The organism is Rhodanobacter fulvus Jip2 (genome assembly GCF_000264315.1).
In the GTDB taxonomy this organism is placed as follows: Bacteria; Pseudomonadota; Gammaproteobacteria; order Xanthomonadales; family Rhodanobacteraceae; genus Rhodanobacter; species Rhodanobacter fulvus.
Map to the genome: position 1 here is coordinate 281,175 of NZ_AJXU01000028.1, position 15,549 is coordinate 296,723.

The 15,549-nt window shown below is 64.9% G+C and carries 17 protein-coding genes; 8 read left to right on the forward strand and 9 right to left on the reverse strand.

Going from position 1 to position 15,549, the window contains the following annotated elements; genetic code table 11:
- The first annotated feature begins 52 nt into the window (after positions 1–52).
- Genes UU9_RS06630 through pcaD form a run of 4 tightly spaced genes read left to right on the forward strand, consistent with a single transcriptional unit; the run spans position 53 to position 3,424 of the window.
- Positions 53–724 (forward strand): 3-oxoacid CoA-transferase subunit A, encoded by a 672-nt coding sequence (locus UU9_RS06630; RefSeq protein WP_007080962.1) that lies wholly within the window; start codon positions 53–55, stop codon positions 722–724.
- Positions 721–1,362: a 3-oxoacid CoA-transferase subunit B gene (locus UU9_RS06635; protein ID WP_007080963.1), complete on the forward strand. Its 642-nt coding sequence runs from the start codon at positions 721–723 to the stop codon at positions 1,360–1,362. The genes UU9_RS06630 and UU9_RS06635 overlap by 4 nt, the downstream gene beginning before the upstream one ends.
- Positions 1,359–2,564, forward strand: coding sequence for a 3-oxoadipyl-CoA thiolase (pcaF, locus tag UU9_RS06640; RefSeq protein WP_007080964.1), 1,206 nt, complete (start codon positions 1,359–1,361; stop codon positions 2,562–2,564). The genes UU9_RS06635 and pcaF overlap by 4 nt, the downstream gene beginning before the upstream one ends.
- 8 nt (positions 2,565–2,572) lie before the next feature.
- On the forward strand, positions 2,573–3,424 hold the full coding sequence (gene pcaD / locus UU9_RS06645) for a 3-oxoadipate enol-lactonase (RefSeq protein ID WP_007080965.1): 852 nt from the start codon (positions 2,573–2,575) through the stop codon (positions 3,422–3,424).
- A 62-nt stretch (positions 3,425–3,486) separates the two neighbouring features.
- Here pcaD and UU9_RS06650 read toward each other — a convergent pair whose 3' ends face one another.
- Entirely contained in the window at positions 3,487–3,882 is a 396-nt protein-coding gene (locus UU9_RS06650) for a carboxypeptidase-like regulatory domain-containing protein (protein WP_237710235.1), read from the reverse strand.
- A gap of 286 nt (positions 3,883–4,168) precedes the next feature.
- Between UU9_RS06650 and UU9_RS06655 the strand changes: the two genes are divergently transcribed.
- Positions 4,169–4,732, forward strand: coding sequence for a cold shock domain-containing protein (locus tag UU9_RS06655; RefSeq protein WP_007080967.1), 564 nt, complete (start codon positions 4,169–4,171; stop codon positions 4,730–4,732).
- A gap of 29 nt (positions 4,733–4,761) precedes the next feature.
- Here UU9_RS06655 and UU9_RS17870 read toward each other — a convergent pair whose 3' ends face one another.
- Positions 4,762–4,938, reverse strand: a complete 177-nt coding sequence (locus UU9_RS17870) for a hypothetical protein (RefSeq protein WP_156804214.1) — start codon at positions 4,936–4,938, stop codon at positions 4,762–4,764.
- A 248-nt stretch (positions 4,939–5,186) separates the two neighbouring features.
- On the opposite strand from UU9_RS17870, the gene UU9_RS06660 reads away from it, so the two are divergent.
- Together UU9_RS06660 and UU9_RS06665 are read left to right on the forward strand one after the other, a co-directional pair.
- A complete protein-coding gene (locus UU9_RS06660) occupies positions 5,187–6,152 on the forward strand; it encodes a cation diffusion facilitator family transporter (protein WP_007080968.1) in 966 nt (321 codons plus the stop codon).
- A gap of 155 nt (positions 6,153–6,307) precedes the next feature.
- Positions 6,308–6,820, forward strand: a complete 513-nt coding sequence (locus UU9_RS06665; RefSeq protein ID WP_040670391.1) for a VOC family protein — start codon at positions 6,308–6,310, stop codon at positions 6,818–6,820.
- Between the two features lie 4 nt (positions 6,821–6,824).
- Here the strand turns inward: UU9_RS06665 and tadA are convergent, their stop codons facing one another.
- From tadA to folD, 4 genes are all read right to left on the reverse strand, one after another.
- Positions 6,825–7,313, reverse strand: a complete 489-nt coding sequence (gene tadA, locus UU9_RS06670) for a tRNA adenosine(34) deaminase TadA (protein WP_007080970.1) — start codon at positions 7,311–7,313, stop codon at positions 6,825–6,827.
- 78 nt (positions 7,314–7,391) lie between these two features.
- Positions 7,392–8,996: a glutamine-hydrolyzing GMP synthase gene (gene guaA / locus UU9_RS06675; protein ID WP_007080971.1), complete on the reverse strand. Its 1,605-nt coding sequence runs from the start codon at positions 8,994–8,996 to the stop codon at positions 7,392–7,394.
- A 96-nt stretch (positions 8,997–9,092) separates the two neighbouring features.
- Entirely contained in the window at positions 9,093–10,550 is a 1,458-nt protein-coding gene (gene guaB / locus UU9_RS06680; RefSeq protein ID WP_007080972.1) for an IMP dehydrogenase, read from the reverse strand.
- An 84-nt stretch (positions 10,551–10,634) separates the two neighbouring features.
- Positions 10,635–11,504 (reverse strand): bifunctional methylenetetrahydrofolate dehydrogenase/methenyltetrahydrofolate cyclohydrolase FolD, encoded by an 870-nt coding sequence (gene folD, locus UU9_RS06685; RefSeq protein WP_007080973.1) that lies wholly within the window; start codon positions 11,502–11,504, stop codon positions 10,635–10,637.
- Between the two features lie 86 nt (positions 11,505–11,590).
- Between folD and UU9_RS06690 the strand changes: the two genes are divergently transcribed.
- Positions 11,591–12,139, forward strand: a complete 549-nt coding sequence (locus tag UU9_RS06690; RefSeq protein ID WP_237710237.1) for a GNAT family N-acetyltransferase — start codon at positions 11,591–11,593, stop codon at positions 12,137–12,139.
- A gap of 57 nt (positions 12,140–12,196) precedes the next feature.
- On the opposite strand, the gene der is transcribed toward UU9_RS06690, so the two are convergent.
- Genes der through UU9_RS06705 form a run of 3 tightly spaced genes read right to left on the reverse strand, consistent with a single transcriptional unit; the run spans position 12,197 to position 15,486 of the window.
- Positions 12,197–13,600 carry a ribosome biogenesis GTPase Der gene (gene der, locus UU9_RS06695; RefSeq protein WP_007080975.1) on the reverse strand — a complete coding sequence of 468 codons (1,404 nt, stop codon included), beginning with the start codon at positions 13,598–13,600 and terminating at the stop codon, positions 12,197–12,199.
- 21 nt (positions 13,601–13,621) lie between these two features.
- The gene (gene bamB, locus UU9_RS06700) at positions 13,622–14,824 is read right to left on the reverse strand and encodes an outer membrane protein assembly factor BamB (protein ID WP_040670392.1); all 1,203 of its coding nucleotides are present in this window, start codon (positions 14,822–14,824) and stop codon (positions 13,622–13,624) included.
- Positions 14,825–14,835: 11 nt separating this feature from the next.
- Positions 14,836–15,486: a YfgM family protein gene (locus tag UU9_RS06705; RefSeq protein ID WP_007080977.1), complete on the reverse strand. Its 651-nt coding sequence runs from the start codon at positions 15,484–15,486 to the stop codon at positions 14,836–14,838.
- Positions 15,487–15,549 lie beyond the last annotated feature (63 nt).

Consider the following 15,549-nt stretch of genomic DNA (forward strand, 5'->3'; position numbering starts at 1 on the left):
CATGTTGCTCCCATCCTTGTCCTGAATTTTTCACCAACTCCAAGGCACCACGATGATCGACAAGTCACGCTGGAACTACGCTTCGGTGGTGGCCGATATCCCCGACGGGGCAACGGTGATGGTCGGCGGTTTCGGTACCGCCGGCATGCCCGACGAGCTGATCGACGCGCTGATCGCGCATGGCGCGCGCGGGCTGACCATCATCAACAACAACGCCGGCAACGGCGACACCGGGCTGGCCGCGCTGATCGCCAGCAAGCGGGTGCGCAAGGTGGTCTGCTCGTTCCCGCGGCAGACCGACTCGTGGCATTTCGACGCCGCCTACAAGGCCGGTGAGATCGAGCTGGAGCTGGTCCCACAGGGCAACCTGGCCGCGCGCATCCACGCCGCCGGCAGCGGGCTGGGGGCGATCTTCACCCCCACCGGCTACGGCACCGAGCTGGCCGCCGGCAAGGAAACGCGCGAGATCGACGGTCGGCACTACGTACTGGAATACCCGCTGCACGCCGACTTCGCGTTGATCAAGGCGGACCGCGGCGACCGCTGGGGCAACCTCGTCTACCGCAAGACCGCGCGCAACTTCGGCCCGCTGATGGCGATGGCAGCGAAATGCACCATCGCCCAGGTTTCCGAGGTGGTAGCGCTGGGCGAACTCGATCCCGAGGCGGTGGTGACACCTGGCATCTTCGTGCACCGCGTGGTCGCTGCAGGAGGCAAATCATGAGCCGCTTGAACCGTGAGCAGATGGCGGCGCGCGTGGCGCGCGACATCCCCGAGGGCGCCTACGTGAACCTCGGCATCGGCCTGCCGACCCAGGTTGCCAACTACCTGCCGGCGGACAAGGAGATCTTCCTGCAGAGCGAGAACGGTCTGCTCGGCATGGGCCCGGCTCCCGCGCCCGGCGAGGAAGATCCGGACCTGATCAACGCCGGCAAACAGCCGGTGACCCTGCTCACTGGCGGCTGCTATTTCCACCACGCCGACTCGTTCTCGATGATGCGCGGCGGCCACCTCGACATCTGCGTGCTGGGCGCGTTCCAGGTTTCGCAGCACGGCGACCTGGCCAACTGGAGCACCGGCGCACCCGACGCCATCCCCGCCGTGGGCGGCGCGATGGATCTGGCGATCGGCGCCAAGCAGGTGTTCGTGCTGATGGAACTGCAGACGCGCAAGGGCGAAAGCAAGCTGGTTGCCGAATGCAGCTATCCGCTGACCGGCCTGCGCTGCGTATCGCGCATCTACACCGATGTCGGCGTGTTCGCGTTGGGCCCGCAGGGCGCCCGCGTGGTCGAACTCGTCGAGGGCGTGAGCCTCGACGAAGTGCGCCAACTGACTGGCCTGCCACTGGAGATGATCGAATGAACCACGCCTACCTCTGCGATGCCGTGCGCACGCCGATCGGCCGCTACGGCGGCATCCTCCGCGCGGTGCGCGCCGACGACCTTGGCGCGCTGCCGCTCAAGGCACTGCTGGAGCGTAACCCTGGCCTGGATCCGGCGGCGATCGAGGAAGTGTTCTACGGCTGCGCCAACCAGGCCGGCGAGGACAACCGCAACGTCGCCCGCATGAGCCTGCTGCTCGCCGGCCTGCCGGCTTCGGTACCGGGCGTGACGCTCAACCGGCTGTGCGCTTCCGGGCTGGAAGCTGTCGGCCAGGCCGCGCGCGCAATCCACACGGGCGAAATGGAGCTGGCGATCGCCGGCGGCGTGGAGTCGATGACCCGCGCCCCGTTCGTCATCGGCAAGGCCGACCGCGCGTACGGGCGCGGTCAGCAACTCGAAGACACCACCATGGGCTGGCGCTTCGTCAATCCGGCGCTGGATGCGCGCTACGGTACGGAGTCCATGCCGCAGACCGGCGACAACGTGGCCGCGGATTACGGTGTCAGCCGCACCGACCAGGATGCGTTTGCGCTGCGCAGCCAGCAACGTGCTGCCGCGGCGCAGGCATCGGGTTTCTTCGCCGAGGAAATCATCCCGGTCAGCGTGCCCGGTGCCCGTCGCGGGCAGACCGAGCTGGTCGACACCGACGAACACCCGCGCGCCGACACCACCGCCGAAGCGCTGGCCAGACTGAAGCCGCTGCTCCCGGGCGGCACCGTTACCGCCGGCAACGCCTCGGGCATCAACGATGGCGCCGCCGCGCTGGTCATTGCTGGCGAAGAAGCGATCCAGCGTTTCGGCCTGCGCCCGCGCGCACGCATCCTGGGCATGGCCAGTGCGGGCGTCGAACCCCGCGTCATGGGCATCGGCCCGGTCGCGGCCACGCAAAAACTGATGGCGCGTCTGGGTCTGCAGATCGGCGACTTCGACGCGATCGAGCTCAACGAAGCCTTTGCCAGCCAGTCGCTGGCCGTCATGCGCGCGCTGGGCCTGCCCGACGACGCGCCGCAAGTGAACCCCAACGGCGGCGCGATCGCGCTGGGCCACCCGCTGGGCATGAGCGGCGCGCGGCTGGCGCTGACCCTCGTGCACCAACTGGAAAAGAGCGGCGGCAAGCGCGGCCTGGCCATGCTGTGCGTGGGTGTGGGCATGGGTTTGGCGCTGGCTGTCGAGCGGGTCTGAGGCACGCGGTGGCTTTCCTCGACCTCCCCACCCACCGCCTGCGCTACCGCATCGATGGCGAACGCGGCCCGTGGCTGACGTTCTGCAACTCGCTTGGCACGGACCTGCACATGTGGGATGCGCAGGTCAGGATGTTGTCGGCCTCGTTCCGGGTGCTGCGCCATGACCGCCGTGGCCACGGTGCCTCCAGCGCACCGCCCGGTCCGTATTCGATGGCCGACCTCGGCGGCGACGTACTCGCGCTGCTGGATTCACTGGAGATCGGCCGCACACATTTTTGCGGCCTGTCGATCGGCGGCATGGTCGGCCAGTGGCTGGGCATCCATGCCGGCGATCGCGTGGATCGCCTGGTGGTCTGCGCGACGGCGGCCCGCATCGGTACCCCCGAGAGCTGGCAGGCTCGCAGCGAGCAAGTTCGCGAACACGGCCTGGCGCCGCTGCTGGAACCCACCGCCGAACGCTGGTTCACCCCTTCCTTCAACGCCTCCCACCTCGCGGTGGTCCGCGACATCCTGCAGCGCTTTGCCGGAACGTCGGTCGACGGCTATCGCGGTTGCTGTGCTGCGCTGGCAGGCGCCGATCTGCGAGCGGCGCTGGGGCAAATCGAAACACCGCTGCTGGCGATCTCCGGCAATGACGACCCGGTATGCACTCCAGCCGACCTGCAAGCCATCGCCGACGGTGTGGCCGACGGCCGCCACCTGTCCCTGCCCGGCCGCCATGCCGTGAACATCGAATCAGCCCGTGATTTCAACGCCGCGCTGCAGGATTTTCTGCTGTCACCTGACGGCGGAAATATCGACAAATCCTGCGCTAGAACCGCAAGTGCCCGGCGACTTTCGGCGCCGGGCACTTCGTGACGATACGACTCAGCGCAGCCGGTTACGGTCCGGCATGATCTTCGCCGGCCACGCCGCCAACATCACTGGTTGTTGGCAAGCTGGCCGCACTCGCCTTGCGTGCAATCGAAATCGACCTTGATGCCGCGACCCACGATGACGCCGACATTGAGGTGCTTGACCACGGGCTTGCCGTTTTCCTCCAGCGTTACCGTGTAAACACCAACCGGCAGGGAGCTGAGCATATAGCGGCCTTTTTCGTCCACCTCGACGTGACGCTGCATGCCGTTGGTCGTGCTTTTCGCCCGCACGGTGTCGCCCGCCGGTGCCTTTCCGAAGATGTGGCCCGCGGTGGCCTGCGCCTGGACAGCGACAGATCCCACCATGCCGCAGACACCAATGACAGCCGCAACCGCCAGGCCACGGAAGGAGAAGCGCGGATGGAAATGACGGGGAGAGGGGGAGCTGAAATGATTCATGGGATTTTCCTTCTTGTTTTCCATGCGTGGGGATGAGCTGCCATGGGGTTGGCAACCAGCTCATGCGAAGTTGAGGTGTCTATCTGCTGCCGATGGAATCACCTTCACCGGAACCGAATCGACGCGCGCAGCGTATGTCGCGTCTACACTTTCCACGAAGGGTCAGAGGTCACGAATCGGCCATGACGTTTGGGGGAGAACGTACGCGTCGCTTGACGGTATCGACGCCCCCGCCGGAACATCCCGCGACGTCCTGCCGTGATCACAAGTGAAGGAAGCCACACCCATGCGAACGCACGGAACGCTGGTGAAATGGAATGACGACCGGGGCTTCGGTTTCATCGAACCGGCGGCGGGTATGGAGGAGATTTTCGTCCATGTTTCCGCCTTCCCGCGCGACGGCATCCGACCACGCATCGGCGAGCTCGTGTCATTCGAGATCGATCTTCGCCAGGACGGGAAAAAACGCGCCGTCCGCGTCATGCGTCCTGGCGCCAGCAGTTCCAGGTCACGCCACGCGGCACGCGGCGCACGACCTGCGCCGCGCCGCTCTGGCACTGTCATCACCATCCTGAGTCTGCTGGCGCTTGGCGCCGCCGGTTGGTACGGCTATGGATGGCTCGCGCCGAAGCACACCGAATATCCGGAACCCGTGCCGCATGCGATTCAAGCCAGGCCCTTGATGCCCGTTCAAACTTTCAGCTGCGACGGACGCACCCGTTGTTCGCAGATGACTTCATGCGCTGAAGCTACTTACTTCCTCAGACAATGCCCCGGCACCCTGATGGACGGCGACGGCGATGGCGAGCCCTGCGAAAACCAGTGGTGCGGCAGCAGCTGGGCCAATTGATGGCAGCGCATTGCAGAGCCGTCGCTGCTTCAAGCCTCGGAGACGCGAACCACTCGCGCACTCTTGATCCGTCGTAGCCAGTCGTACCCGTTCAGTTCGGCTGGCACGGTAATCGATACGCGCTGGGCCGCCGGCGCGGTGGCATGGGAAGCGCCATCGAACTCGGAGCGCTTGCGCTGCAACAAAATGGGCAGATGACGTTTCATCGGAGTTTTTCCATGGTTTGCGCCGAATCACGGTGACGCATGACGGGCGCGTGGTGACCTCAATATTTGTTCGAAACCCCCGCAATCCAACGTCGCTCGCGCGATCGGTGTGTTTCCCGCGGTGAACAAGCCGGCCTCTCTGTCATCGAAGGCGTTCACTTTCCGTGGAAAACCGGCACTGCAAGATGGTTCGACCGCTCATCGCGGCGATACCTTCCCGCCGCACCACGCAGCCCAGGAGACCCGTCATGTCCACCGCTTCCGGCACCAAAGTGGTGGTATATGTCGCGCTGGGCGGCAACCTGCTGATCGCCGTCAGCAAATTCGTCGCTGCCGCGTTCTCCGGCAGCTCGGCGATGTTGAGCGAGGGTGTGCATTCGCTGGTGGATACGGTCAACGAGGTGCTGTTGCTGTACGGCCTGCATCGGGCCAAGGCGCCGCCGGACGATGCTCACCCTTTCGGTCATGGCCGCGAGCTGTATTTCTGGAGTTTCATCGTGGCGCTGCTGGTGCTGGCGCTGGGCGCGGGCGTGTCGTTCTACGAAGGTGTGGCGCATATCCGTCAGCCGGAGGCGATAACCAACCCCGCGATCAACTACATCGTGCTGGCGGTTTCGGCGGTTTTCGAGGGCACGTCATGGGTGATCGCGCTGCGCGAGTTCCGTCGGCACAAGGGCAAGCTCGGTTACTTCGAGGCCTTTCGGCAGAGCAAGGATCCCAGCACGTTCACGGTATTGCTGGAAGACAGCGCCGCCCTGCTCGGCCTGCTGATCGCCTTTGTCGGCGTGCTCAGCTCGCAGTGGTTCGACGAGCCACGGCTGGATGGTCTGGCATCGATCGGTATTGCGCTGGTGCTGACCGTGTCGGCGATTTTGCTGGCCCGCGAAAGCAAGGGCTTGCTGCTGGGCGAACCGGCCCATCCGGTGGTGCGCGAGGCGATCCTGGCGATTGCCGCTGCCGACCCCGGCGTGCGTTGTGCCAACGGCGTGCTGACCATGCAGATGGGACCGAACCAGGTGGTGGCCGCATTGAGCGCCGAGTTCGAGGATGCGCTGACCACCCCGCAGATCGAAGCCTGCATCCACCGTATCGAGAAAGGCGCCAAGGCTGCACACGCGGAATTGCTGACGCTGTTCGTCAAGCCGCAAACGGCGGAAGTGTGGAAAGCAAGGCGCAACGCCATCGAACAGGGCAACGCCCCCGACATCGGTTGACGGTATCTGTTTAACCCCGCTCGGTTTCGATGATTGCCACGTTGGACGGGAACGATCGTTCGCACCGGGAAACGCATTGGCCATGAATTGCGGGGTTTTGCCTGCTCTCGCCGGTGCCCATCTATCGACACTCACGCACATTCGAGTGCCGCGCCATGCGCAAATCACTATCTTCCGGGCTATTGCCCACGCTGTTGTTGTTCGTCCTCGCGCTGGCGGCGATCGCGTCGTCGGGTGCCCGCGCGGCCACGTTGTATGGCACCGGCTACGCGCGGGTTGGCGTGCCGGATCTGGCCCAGGCGGTCGCGTTCTTTCAGGATGTACTGGATTGCCACGTGATCGGTCCGAGCTTCACGAAGAAGCCGGCTACCTCCCGTTTGCTGTCCTGCGACACGGGTTCCATCGTGGAACTGTTCGACAACCACGACGCCTCCACCGCGCCGGGCCAGCCCTTGCGGTTCGTCTCCGACGACGTGCGGCATGGCGGCGAATGGCTGCGTCGCGAAGGCGCTACGGTAAACGGGTCGCCCCACCGACTGACCTCCGGTCCGCTGGCGGGCCGGATGGTGCTCGATTTCAAGTCGCCGTGGGGTATGCCGCTGCAATTGCTCGACAGCCATGCCTACAGCCCGGTCGAGGGAACCCTGGCCACTGTCGCGGCGGATTGATCGTTCAGCGGCGGGCGCGGAAGAACTCGCGCAACATGCTGGCCGATTCCTCGGCCAGCAGGCCACCGGCCACCTCGATGCGATGGTTGTGGCGGGCGTCCACCAGCGTGTCGAACATGCTGCCGGCAGCGCCGGTCTTGGGATCGACGGCGGCGTAGACGACGCGGCCGAGCCGGGCGTGGATCATCGCCATCGCGCACATCGCGCACGGCTCCAGGGTGACGTACAGCGTGGCGCCGGTCAGACGGTGATTGGCCAGCTTCTCGCCGGCCGCGCGCATCGCCATCACTTCGGCATGGGCGGTCGGATCGTGCAGGGTGATGTTGCGGTTCCAGCCCAGGCCGACCACCTCGTCTCCCTGCACCAGCACCGCACCGACCGGCACCTCGCCCTCCGCGTCGCGGGCATGCGCCGCCAGTTGCAGGGCATGACGCATGTGCTGGACGTCGGCCGCCGAAAATGCGCTTGGGGTTTCAGGATTTTCGTCAGTCATTTCAATGCATTGTGGTTCATACATGAGAAAGCCGGCAAGTTGCCGGCCTCCTTGGACGCGCACAAGTGACTGATTTCCCTATTCCCACTCGATTGTTGCCGGCGGCTTGCCGCTGATGTCATAAACTACACGAGAAACACCACGCAACTCGTTGATAATTCTGTTGGAAACCGTACCAAGGAACTCGTACGGCAAGTGCGCCCAGTGCGCCGTCATGAAGTCGATGGTTTCCACCGCGCGCAGCGCGATCACCCACTCGTACGCGCGCGCATCGCCCACCACGCCCACCGACTTCACCGGCAGGAACACCGCGAACGCCTGGCTGGTGGTGTCGTACAGATCGGCCTTGCGCAGCTCGTCGATGAAGATGGCGTCGGCCTGCGCCAGCAGCTCGGCGTATTCGCGTTTCACTTCGCCCAGGATGCGTACACCCAGGCCCGGGCCAGGGAACGGATGGCGATAGACCATCGCGCGCGGCAGGCCCAGCGCCACGCCAATGCGGCGCACCTCGTCCTTGAACAGCTCGCGCAGCGGCTCGACCAGCTTCAGCTTCATGTGCGCCGGCAGGCCGCCGACGTTGTGGTGACTCTTGATGACGTGGGCCTTGCCGGTCTTGCTGCCGGCCGACTCGATCACGTCGGGGTAGATGGTGCCCTGCGCCAGCCACTTCACCTTGCTGCCGTCGGCGGTGATTTTTGCCGATTCCTCGTCGAAGATCTCGATGAAAAGCCCGCCGATGATCTTGCGCTTGGCTTCGGGATCCGCCACGCCTTCGAGTGCGGTGAAGTAGCGGTCGGCGGCGTCGACGCGGATGACCTTGACGCCCATGTGCTCGGCCATCGTGGCCATTACCTGGTCGCCCTCTTTCCAGCGCAACAGGCCGGTATCGACGAACACACAGGTCAGCCGATCGGCGATGGCCTTGTGCAGCAGCGCGGCCACCACCGAGGAATCGACGCCGCCGGACAACCCCAGCAAGACGTGATCGTCACCGACCTGTTCGCGCACGCGGGCGATCTGGTCGTCGATGATGTTGGCTGCCGTCCACAGCGTGGCGCAGCCGCAGATCTCGCTGACGAAACGCTTCAGCAAGGGCTCGCCCTGCTTGGTATGGGTGACTTCCGGGTGGAACTGCACGCCGTACCAGCCCTTGTCGTCGTTCTCCATCACTGCGACGGGGATGCGCGCGGTGCGGCCGGTGACCACGAAACCGGGCGGCGCCGTGGCAACGTGGTCGCCATGACTCATCCACACATCCAGCTTGTGGTCGCCCGGATGGTCGTTGAGACCATTGAACAGGCGGCTGGGCGCGATGATGTCCACGCTTGCATGGCCAAATTCGCGCGCCTCGGTCGCTTCGGTGGCGCCACCCAGTTGCGCCGCCATCGTCTGCATGCCATAGCAGATGCCGAGGATCGGCACGCCCGCATCGAACACCTGCTGCGGCGCCTTCGGCGCGTCGGCCAGCGTGGTGGATTCCGGACCGCCCGACAGGATGATGCCCTTGGCGCCGAACGCCGCGATCTGCGCCGGGTCGTGATCCCACGCCCAGATCTCGCAATACACGCCGATCTCGCGAATGCGCCGCGCGATCAGCTGCGTGTACTGCGCGCCGAAATCGAGGATGAGGATCTTGTCGTCGTGAAGCCGGGATTGAGGATTCGGGATTCGGGATTCGGTCATGGCTGCGCTGTGCGTAGGGATGGGTGAATCAGGAACCGGGCGGGCTCGGCATACGGCTTTTCCGAATCCCGAATCCCCATTCCCGAATCCCGGCACTCAGGAATTAAGCCGGTAGTTCGGCGCTTCCTTGGTGATCTGGATGTCGTGCGGATGCGCCTCGGTGACGCCGGCGGAAGTCACCTTCACGAACTGCGCCTTGTTGCGCACATCTTCGATCGTGGCCGCACCAAGGTAGCCCATCGAGGCACGCAGGCCGCCGATAAGCTGATGGATGATGTTGCGCAGCGGGCCGCGATACGGCACGCGGCCTTCGATGCCTTCGGGTACCAGCTTGTCCGCGTCGGCCTCTTCCTGGAAATAGCGGTCCTTCGACCCCAGCGCCATCGCGCCGATCGAGCCCATGCCGCGGTAGCTCTTGTACGAGCGGCCCTGGAACAGCTCGACCTCACCGGGTGATTCTTCGGTACCGGCAAACATCGAACCGAGCATCACGCTGGACGCGCCGGCGGCAAGCGCCTTGGGAATGTCGCCGGAATAACGGATGCCGCCATCGGCGATCAACGGAATCTCGTCCTTCAACGCGGTGGCGACCATGTCGATGGCGGTGATCTGCGGCACGCCGACGCCGGCAACCACGCGCGTGGTGCAGATCGAACCCGGGCCCACACCAACCTTGACGGCATCCACACCCACGTCGAGCAGCGCTCGCGCCGCCTCGCCGGTGACGATGTTGCCGGCGATGACCTGCACCTTCGGGTAGCGCTTCTTCACCCAGCCCACGCGATCGATCACGCCTTGCGAATGGCCATGCGCGGTATCCACCACCAGCACGTCCACACCGGCATCCACCAGCGCGGCCACGCGCTGCTCGGTGTCGCCGGACACGCCAACGGCGGCGCCGACCAGCAACGCCTCGTGGTGATCCTTCGCTGCGTTGGGGTTGTCGCGGGCCTTCTGGATGTCCTTCACCGTGATCAGCCCGCGCAACTGGAACGCGTCGTTGACCACCAGCACCTTCTCGATGCGGTGCTTGTGCAGCAGCAACAGCACTTCGTCCTGGCTGGCGCCTTCGCGCACGGTCACCAGTTTGTCCTCGCGGGTCATGATGTTGCGCACCGGATCATCGTGCTTGCGCTCGAAGCGCAGGTCGCGACTGGTGACGATGCCGACCAGCTTGCTGCCCTCGACCACCGGCACGCCGGAAATGTTGTGCGCGTGGGTCAGCCGCAGCACTTCGCGAATGGACGTCTCGGGGTTCACGGTGATCGGGCTGCGGATCACGCCAGCCTCGAATTTCTTCACCAGCCGAACTTCGGCCGCCTGCTGCTCGGCCGTCATGTTCTTGTGGATGATGCCGATGCCGCCGTTCTGCGCCATGGTGATGGCGAGACGGGCTTCGGTCACGGTGTCCATCGCGGCCGACACGATGGGAATGTTCAGACGAAGGTCGCGGGTAAACCGGGTGGAGGTGTCGACGTCGCGCGGCAGCACGAGGGAGTGGCCCGGAACCAGGAAAACGTCGTCGTAGGTCAAGGCCTCGGCGAGGATGCGCATGCGAAAAGTCCCGCTGGCAAAGAGGGGATTATACGCGTCCCACCATGCTGCTCGCCAGATGGCGCACCAACAATCGCGCCTTTTTCAGGCGGATCGCGTGGAAACAGCGCCCGCTTCCGCCGCCTCCAGCGTGTTCTCCAGCAGCGTGGCCACCGTCATCGGACCCACGCCACCAGGCACCGGCGTGATCCAGCTGGCGCGCTCCGCAGCGGCCTTGAAATCCACATCGCCCACCAGCCGACCGTCGTCCAGGCGATTGATGCCCACGTCGATCACTACCGCGCCGGGCTTGATCCAGTCGCCCTTCACCAGACCCGGCTTGCCCACCGCCACCACCAGGATGTCGGCCTGGCGCACGAAGCTTTCCAGGTCTTGCGTGAAACGATGGCAACAGGTCGTGGTGCAGCCGGCGATCATCAATTCCAGCACCAACGGGCGGCCCACGTGATTGGATACGCCAACCACCACCGCATGCTGCCCGCGTACCGGACGGTCGGTGTGTCCCAGCAAGGTCATCACGCCCTTGGGTGTGCACGGGCGCAAGCCGAAGCGGCGCAATGCCAGGCGCCCCACGTTGATGGCCTGAAAGCCGTCGACATCCTTGGCCGGGTCGATCCGGTCGACCATCGCGTCTTCGTCGATGTGCGGCGGCAGCGGCGACTGCACCAGGATGCCGTGCACCTCCGGATCGGCATTGAGCCGGTCGATCAGCGCGAACAAGGCCTCCTGGGTGGTGTCGGCCGGCAGGTCGTGTGCGAACGAGCGGAACCCGACCTGATCGCAGGCCTCGCGCTTCTTGCGCACGTACACCAGCGAGCCGGCATCCGTCCCCACCAGGATCACCGCCAGGCCGGGCGGCGGCAAGCCGAGCGCCTTGCGCGCCGCAACGCGCCGGCCGATGCGCCCCAGCAATTCCTGCGCAATGCGTTTGCCGTCGAGAATGCGTGCGCTCATGATCGTGCCTGTCGATAAAGGCAGGCATTATCGATGCTAGCCGACACGCACACAAACAAAAGGGAGCCTGGATGCCTGCGGAGACCGTGCCGCCCATCGAACTCGCCGGAAAGGGTTTGCGCCTGCGTCCCTGGCAATCGCGCGATGCCGAGGCTTTGTGTGATGCCGCGCAGAACTCGCTGTCCACGGTGGGCCGCTGGCTGCCTTGGTGCCACGCCAGTTACGCGCTGGAGGATGCATGCGCGTGGGTCGCTTATTGCGAACAGGGCTGGGCGAACGCGGAAGATTTTGCCTTTGCGGTGTTCGACGATCGCAGCGGCGAATTGCTCGGCGGCGTCGGGCTCAATCAACGCAACCCGATGCATCACAGCGCCAATTTGGGTTACTGGGTGCGCCAATCGCGCCAGGGAGAAGGCATCGCGGCGCGTGCCGCATCGCTGGTGGCTCGTTTCGGGTTCGAGCAGTTGGGGTTGATCCGGATCGAGATCGTCACCCTGCCCGACAATGGCGCCAGTCAGCGCACTGCGGAAAAAATCGGCGCAAAGTTCGAAACCCTGGCCCGCCATCGATTGTGGGTGCGCGGACAACCGATGGACGCAGTCGTGCACGCACTCATTCGCACGGACATGACGTAATCACCGCGGCTCATCCGAAGGCTTGGCACCGCAAGGGCGCCGTGGGGCGGCGCAACCTCAGCGGGTGCGCTTGATCAGGTCGCTGACCCGGCGTCGCGCCTTCTGTTCCTGTTCCTTGGTCAGCACTTTCTTGCGGCCGGCGTACGGATTCTCGCTTTCGCGGAAGGCAATGCGGATCGGCGTGCCCTCAAGCTTGTAGCGCTTGCGAAAGAAGTTTTCCAGGTAACGCTGATAGGCCGGCGCGATGTGCTTGGTGCGGGTGCCGTGGATCACGATGGTGGGCGGGTTGTTGCCGCCCGGATGCGCGAAACGCAGCTTGGGCGAATGCCCGTGCACCAGTGGCGGCTGGTAGCTTTCGTAGGCCTTTTCCAGCGTCTTGGTGAGGTCGGAAGACACCAGCACCTTGGTCGCCGAGGCATGCGCGCGCACCACCGCACGCATCAGTTCGCGCAGGCCCGAACCATGCAGTGCGGAAATCTGCACCTGCTTGGCCCACTCGACGAACACCAGCCGGCGGTCCAGCGCACGGCGGCATTCGTCGCGCTGGTATTGATCCATGTCGTCCCACTTGTTGATCGCAATGACCAGCGCCCTGCCCTCGTCCATCGCATAGCCGATCAGGGTGAGGTCCTGGTCGGCCAGGTTTTCGCGGGCGTCGATCATCACCACCACGACCTGCGCTGCGGCGATCGACTGCAGTGTCTTGATGACGCTGAATTTCTCCACCGCCTCCTCGACCCGCGCCTTGCGCCGGATGCCGGCGGTATCGATCAAGGTATAGCGCTTGCCGTCGCGTTCCAGCGGCACGCGGATCGGGTCGCGCGTAGTGCCGGCCACGTCCGACACGATCAGGCGCTCTTCACCCAGCAGGCGATTGATCAGCGTGGATTTGCCGGCGTTGGGGCGACCGACGATGGCTACGCGGATGGTGCCATCCTCGCCGTTGGCTTCGGCGGCGTCTTCCTCGTCGGCCGGCAGCAACGGCAGCACGACGCGGATCAGTTCATCGGTGCCGCGGTTGTGCGCCGCCGACAATGGCAAGGTGGTGGCGATGCCGAAAGCGGAAAACTCGGCCAGCACGGCCTGTTCGTCGAGCCCGTCGGTCTTGTTGGCCACCGCGATGATCGGCTTGCCGCTGCGGCGCAGCTCGCCAAGGATCACGTAATCCTGCGGCAGCAGCCCGTCGCGGGCGTCGACCACGAAGACCAGGATGTTGGCTTCCTCGATCGCCAGGCGTACCTGCTTCGCGGTGAGCACGTCCATGGCGTCCTCGACGCCGGACAGACCGCCGGTATCGACCACCACAAACGGCCGCTCGCCGCTGCGGCAAATGCCGTAATGGCGATCCCGGGTAACCCCGGGCATATCGGCCACCAGCGCATCGCGGCTGCGCGTCAGCACGTTGAAAAGGGTTGATTTACCGACGTTGGGACGACCAACCAGAGCGACGACAGGCAACATGATGGAAGGTCGGTTCCCGGATCAGCGCGCGGACAGACGGTAGGCGCCGATGCGGCCCTCCACGTCTTCCACGTAAACGATGTCACCCACCACCAGCGGCTGGGCACGGATGGCTTTCCGGGAAAGCCGCTTGGTGGCCGCGAGCGCACCGTCGCCGGTTTGCAGCCAGTGCACGTAGCCTTCCAGATCACCCACCACCACGTAATTGCCCTGCACGGCCGGGCCGGTGACCCAGCGGTACTTCAGCGCGTCGTTCTTCCAGATATCGGAGCCGCTGTTCTTGTCGAACGCCCAAACCTGCGATTCGTCGTTCACGGCAAAAATGGCATTGCCATTGACCGCAAGCCCATCCGTCGTGGAAAACTGGTGAGCCCACAACGGGCGGCCGCTGGGGCCGTCGATGGCCACCAGATTGCCGTGGTAGGCGCTGCCATACAGGGTGGTGCCGTCGAGCAGGATGCCGTTGTCGGCGTCATTCAGGCGCTCGATGTCGGTGCGGCCTTCGCCGGTGGAGAGCTTCTGCTCCCACAGCTTTTCGCCGTTGTCCTCGCGCAGCGCAACCAGCTTGCCGTCATCGGTGCCGAAGAACACCACGCCGTTGGCGGCCAGCAAGGCGCCATTTCCACGCAGGCTGAGCAGCGGCACGCTGCCCTGGTCGTACACCCAGCGACGTTCGCCGGTGCCGGCATCCAGACCATAGACGCGGCCATCCTGCGTGCGCACCAGCACCAGCCCACCATCGATCAACGGCGAGGCCAGCACTTCGGAGTTGAGCGTTGCATCCCAGCGCGGGCTGCCGTCCTTGGCGTTGATGCCATAGACGTGGCCATCCAGCGTGCCTACGGCGAGCAGATCGCCGCTGACCGCCGGGCCGCCTGCATAAAACGCGTCCGGGCGCTTCTTGTCGCCCCAACCGAACCAGCCGTGGGTCTTCGAGCTTTTCGACCAGAGCTTCTTGCCGCTGACCGCATCCATCGCCACCAGCTTGCCATCGGTGCTGTCGGCGTAAAGCACGCCGTCGACCACGGTCGGGCGCAGCCGCGCGCCACTGTCGCCGGCGCCTTCACCGACGCTGTTGCTCCACAATTTTTCCACCTGCACCGTCGGCTTGAAATGGTCGGGCAGCGGTGTCGGTGGCTGGATGTTTTCCTTCTTGAAGGAATGGCAGCCGGCGATGGCAAACGTCGCCGCAATGGCGAGCAGGCCCAGCGAATGTCGTTTCATGGATCCGGATTTCATGCGCCCTGCTTTCCGGCCGCGGCCAGATCATCGAGTTTCATCTGTAAGGCGGCACGCTGCGGGGCCGCCTCGGTCAGTATCGACAACGCGCCCTGATAGGCCTTGCGCGCCTCGTCGATACGCCCAAGCTTGACCAGTGCATCGCCGCGGAGTTCCTGGCTCAGCCCCTGATACTGCCCGGCAGGAATGCGGTCGAGTGCCGTCAGCGTGGCCGCGCCATTGCCACGCGCCAGTTCGACCCGGGCGATGCGCAATTCGGTCAGCGACTTGAGCACCTCATCACCGGCATGGCTGGCAGCCCACTGCAGCGAGGCTTCGGCCTTGTCCAGCTGGTTGGCCTCCAGTTGCTGGCGCGCGCGATCGCTCACCGCAAACACGGTGAACGACGATTTCTCGAAATCCTTCATCATCTTGTCGACAAGCTGATCCGCGGCACTGGTCTTGCCGGAGGCCAGTGCGGTTTGCAGCTGCTGGTAGATTTCCGCCGCCTCGCCCTGGCTGCGCGCCTGATGGCTGCGCCACTGCTGCCAGCCGAAGATGCCGACCAGTCCGATCACGATACCCACGATGATGGACATGCCGTTTTCGCGCAGCCACTTCAGTACCAGCTCGCTCTGTTCGTAGTCGTCGTATGCGTCAAATGCCATGCAAAAATCCTTCGGAAGTCCGCGCCCCGCCGGCGTGTTCGGAAGCCGGCGTGGAAGATAAAA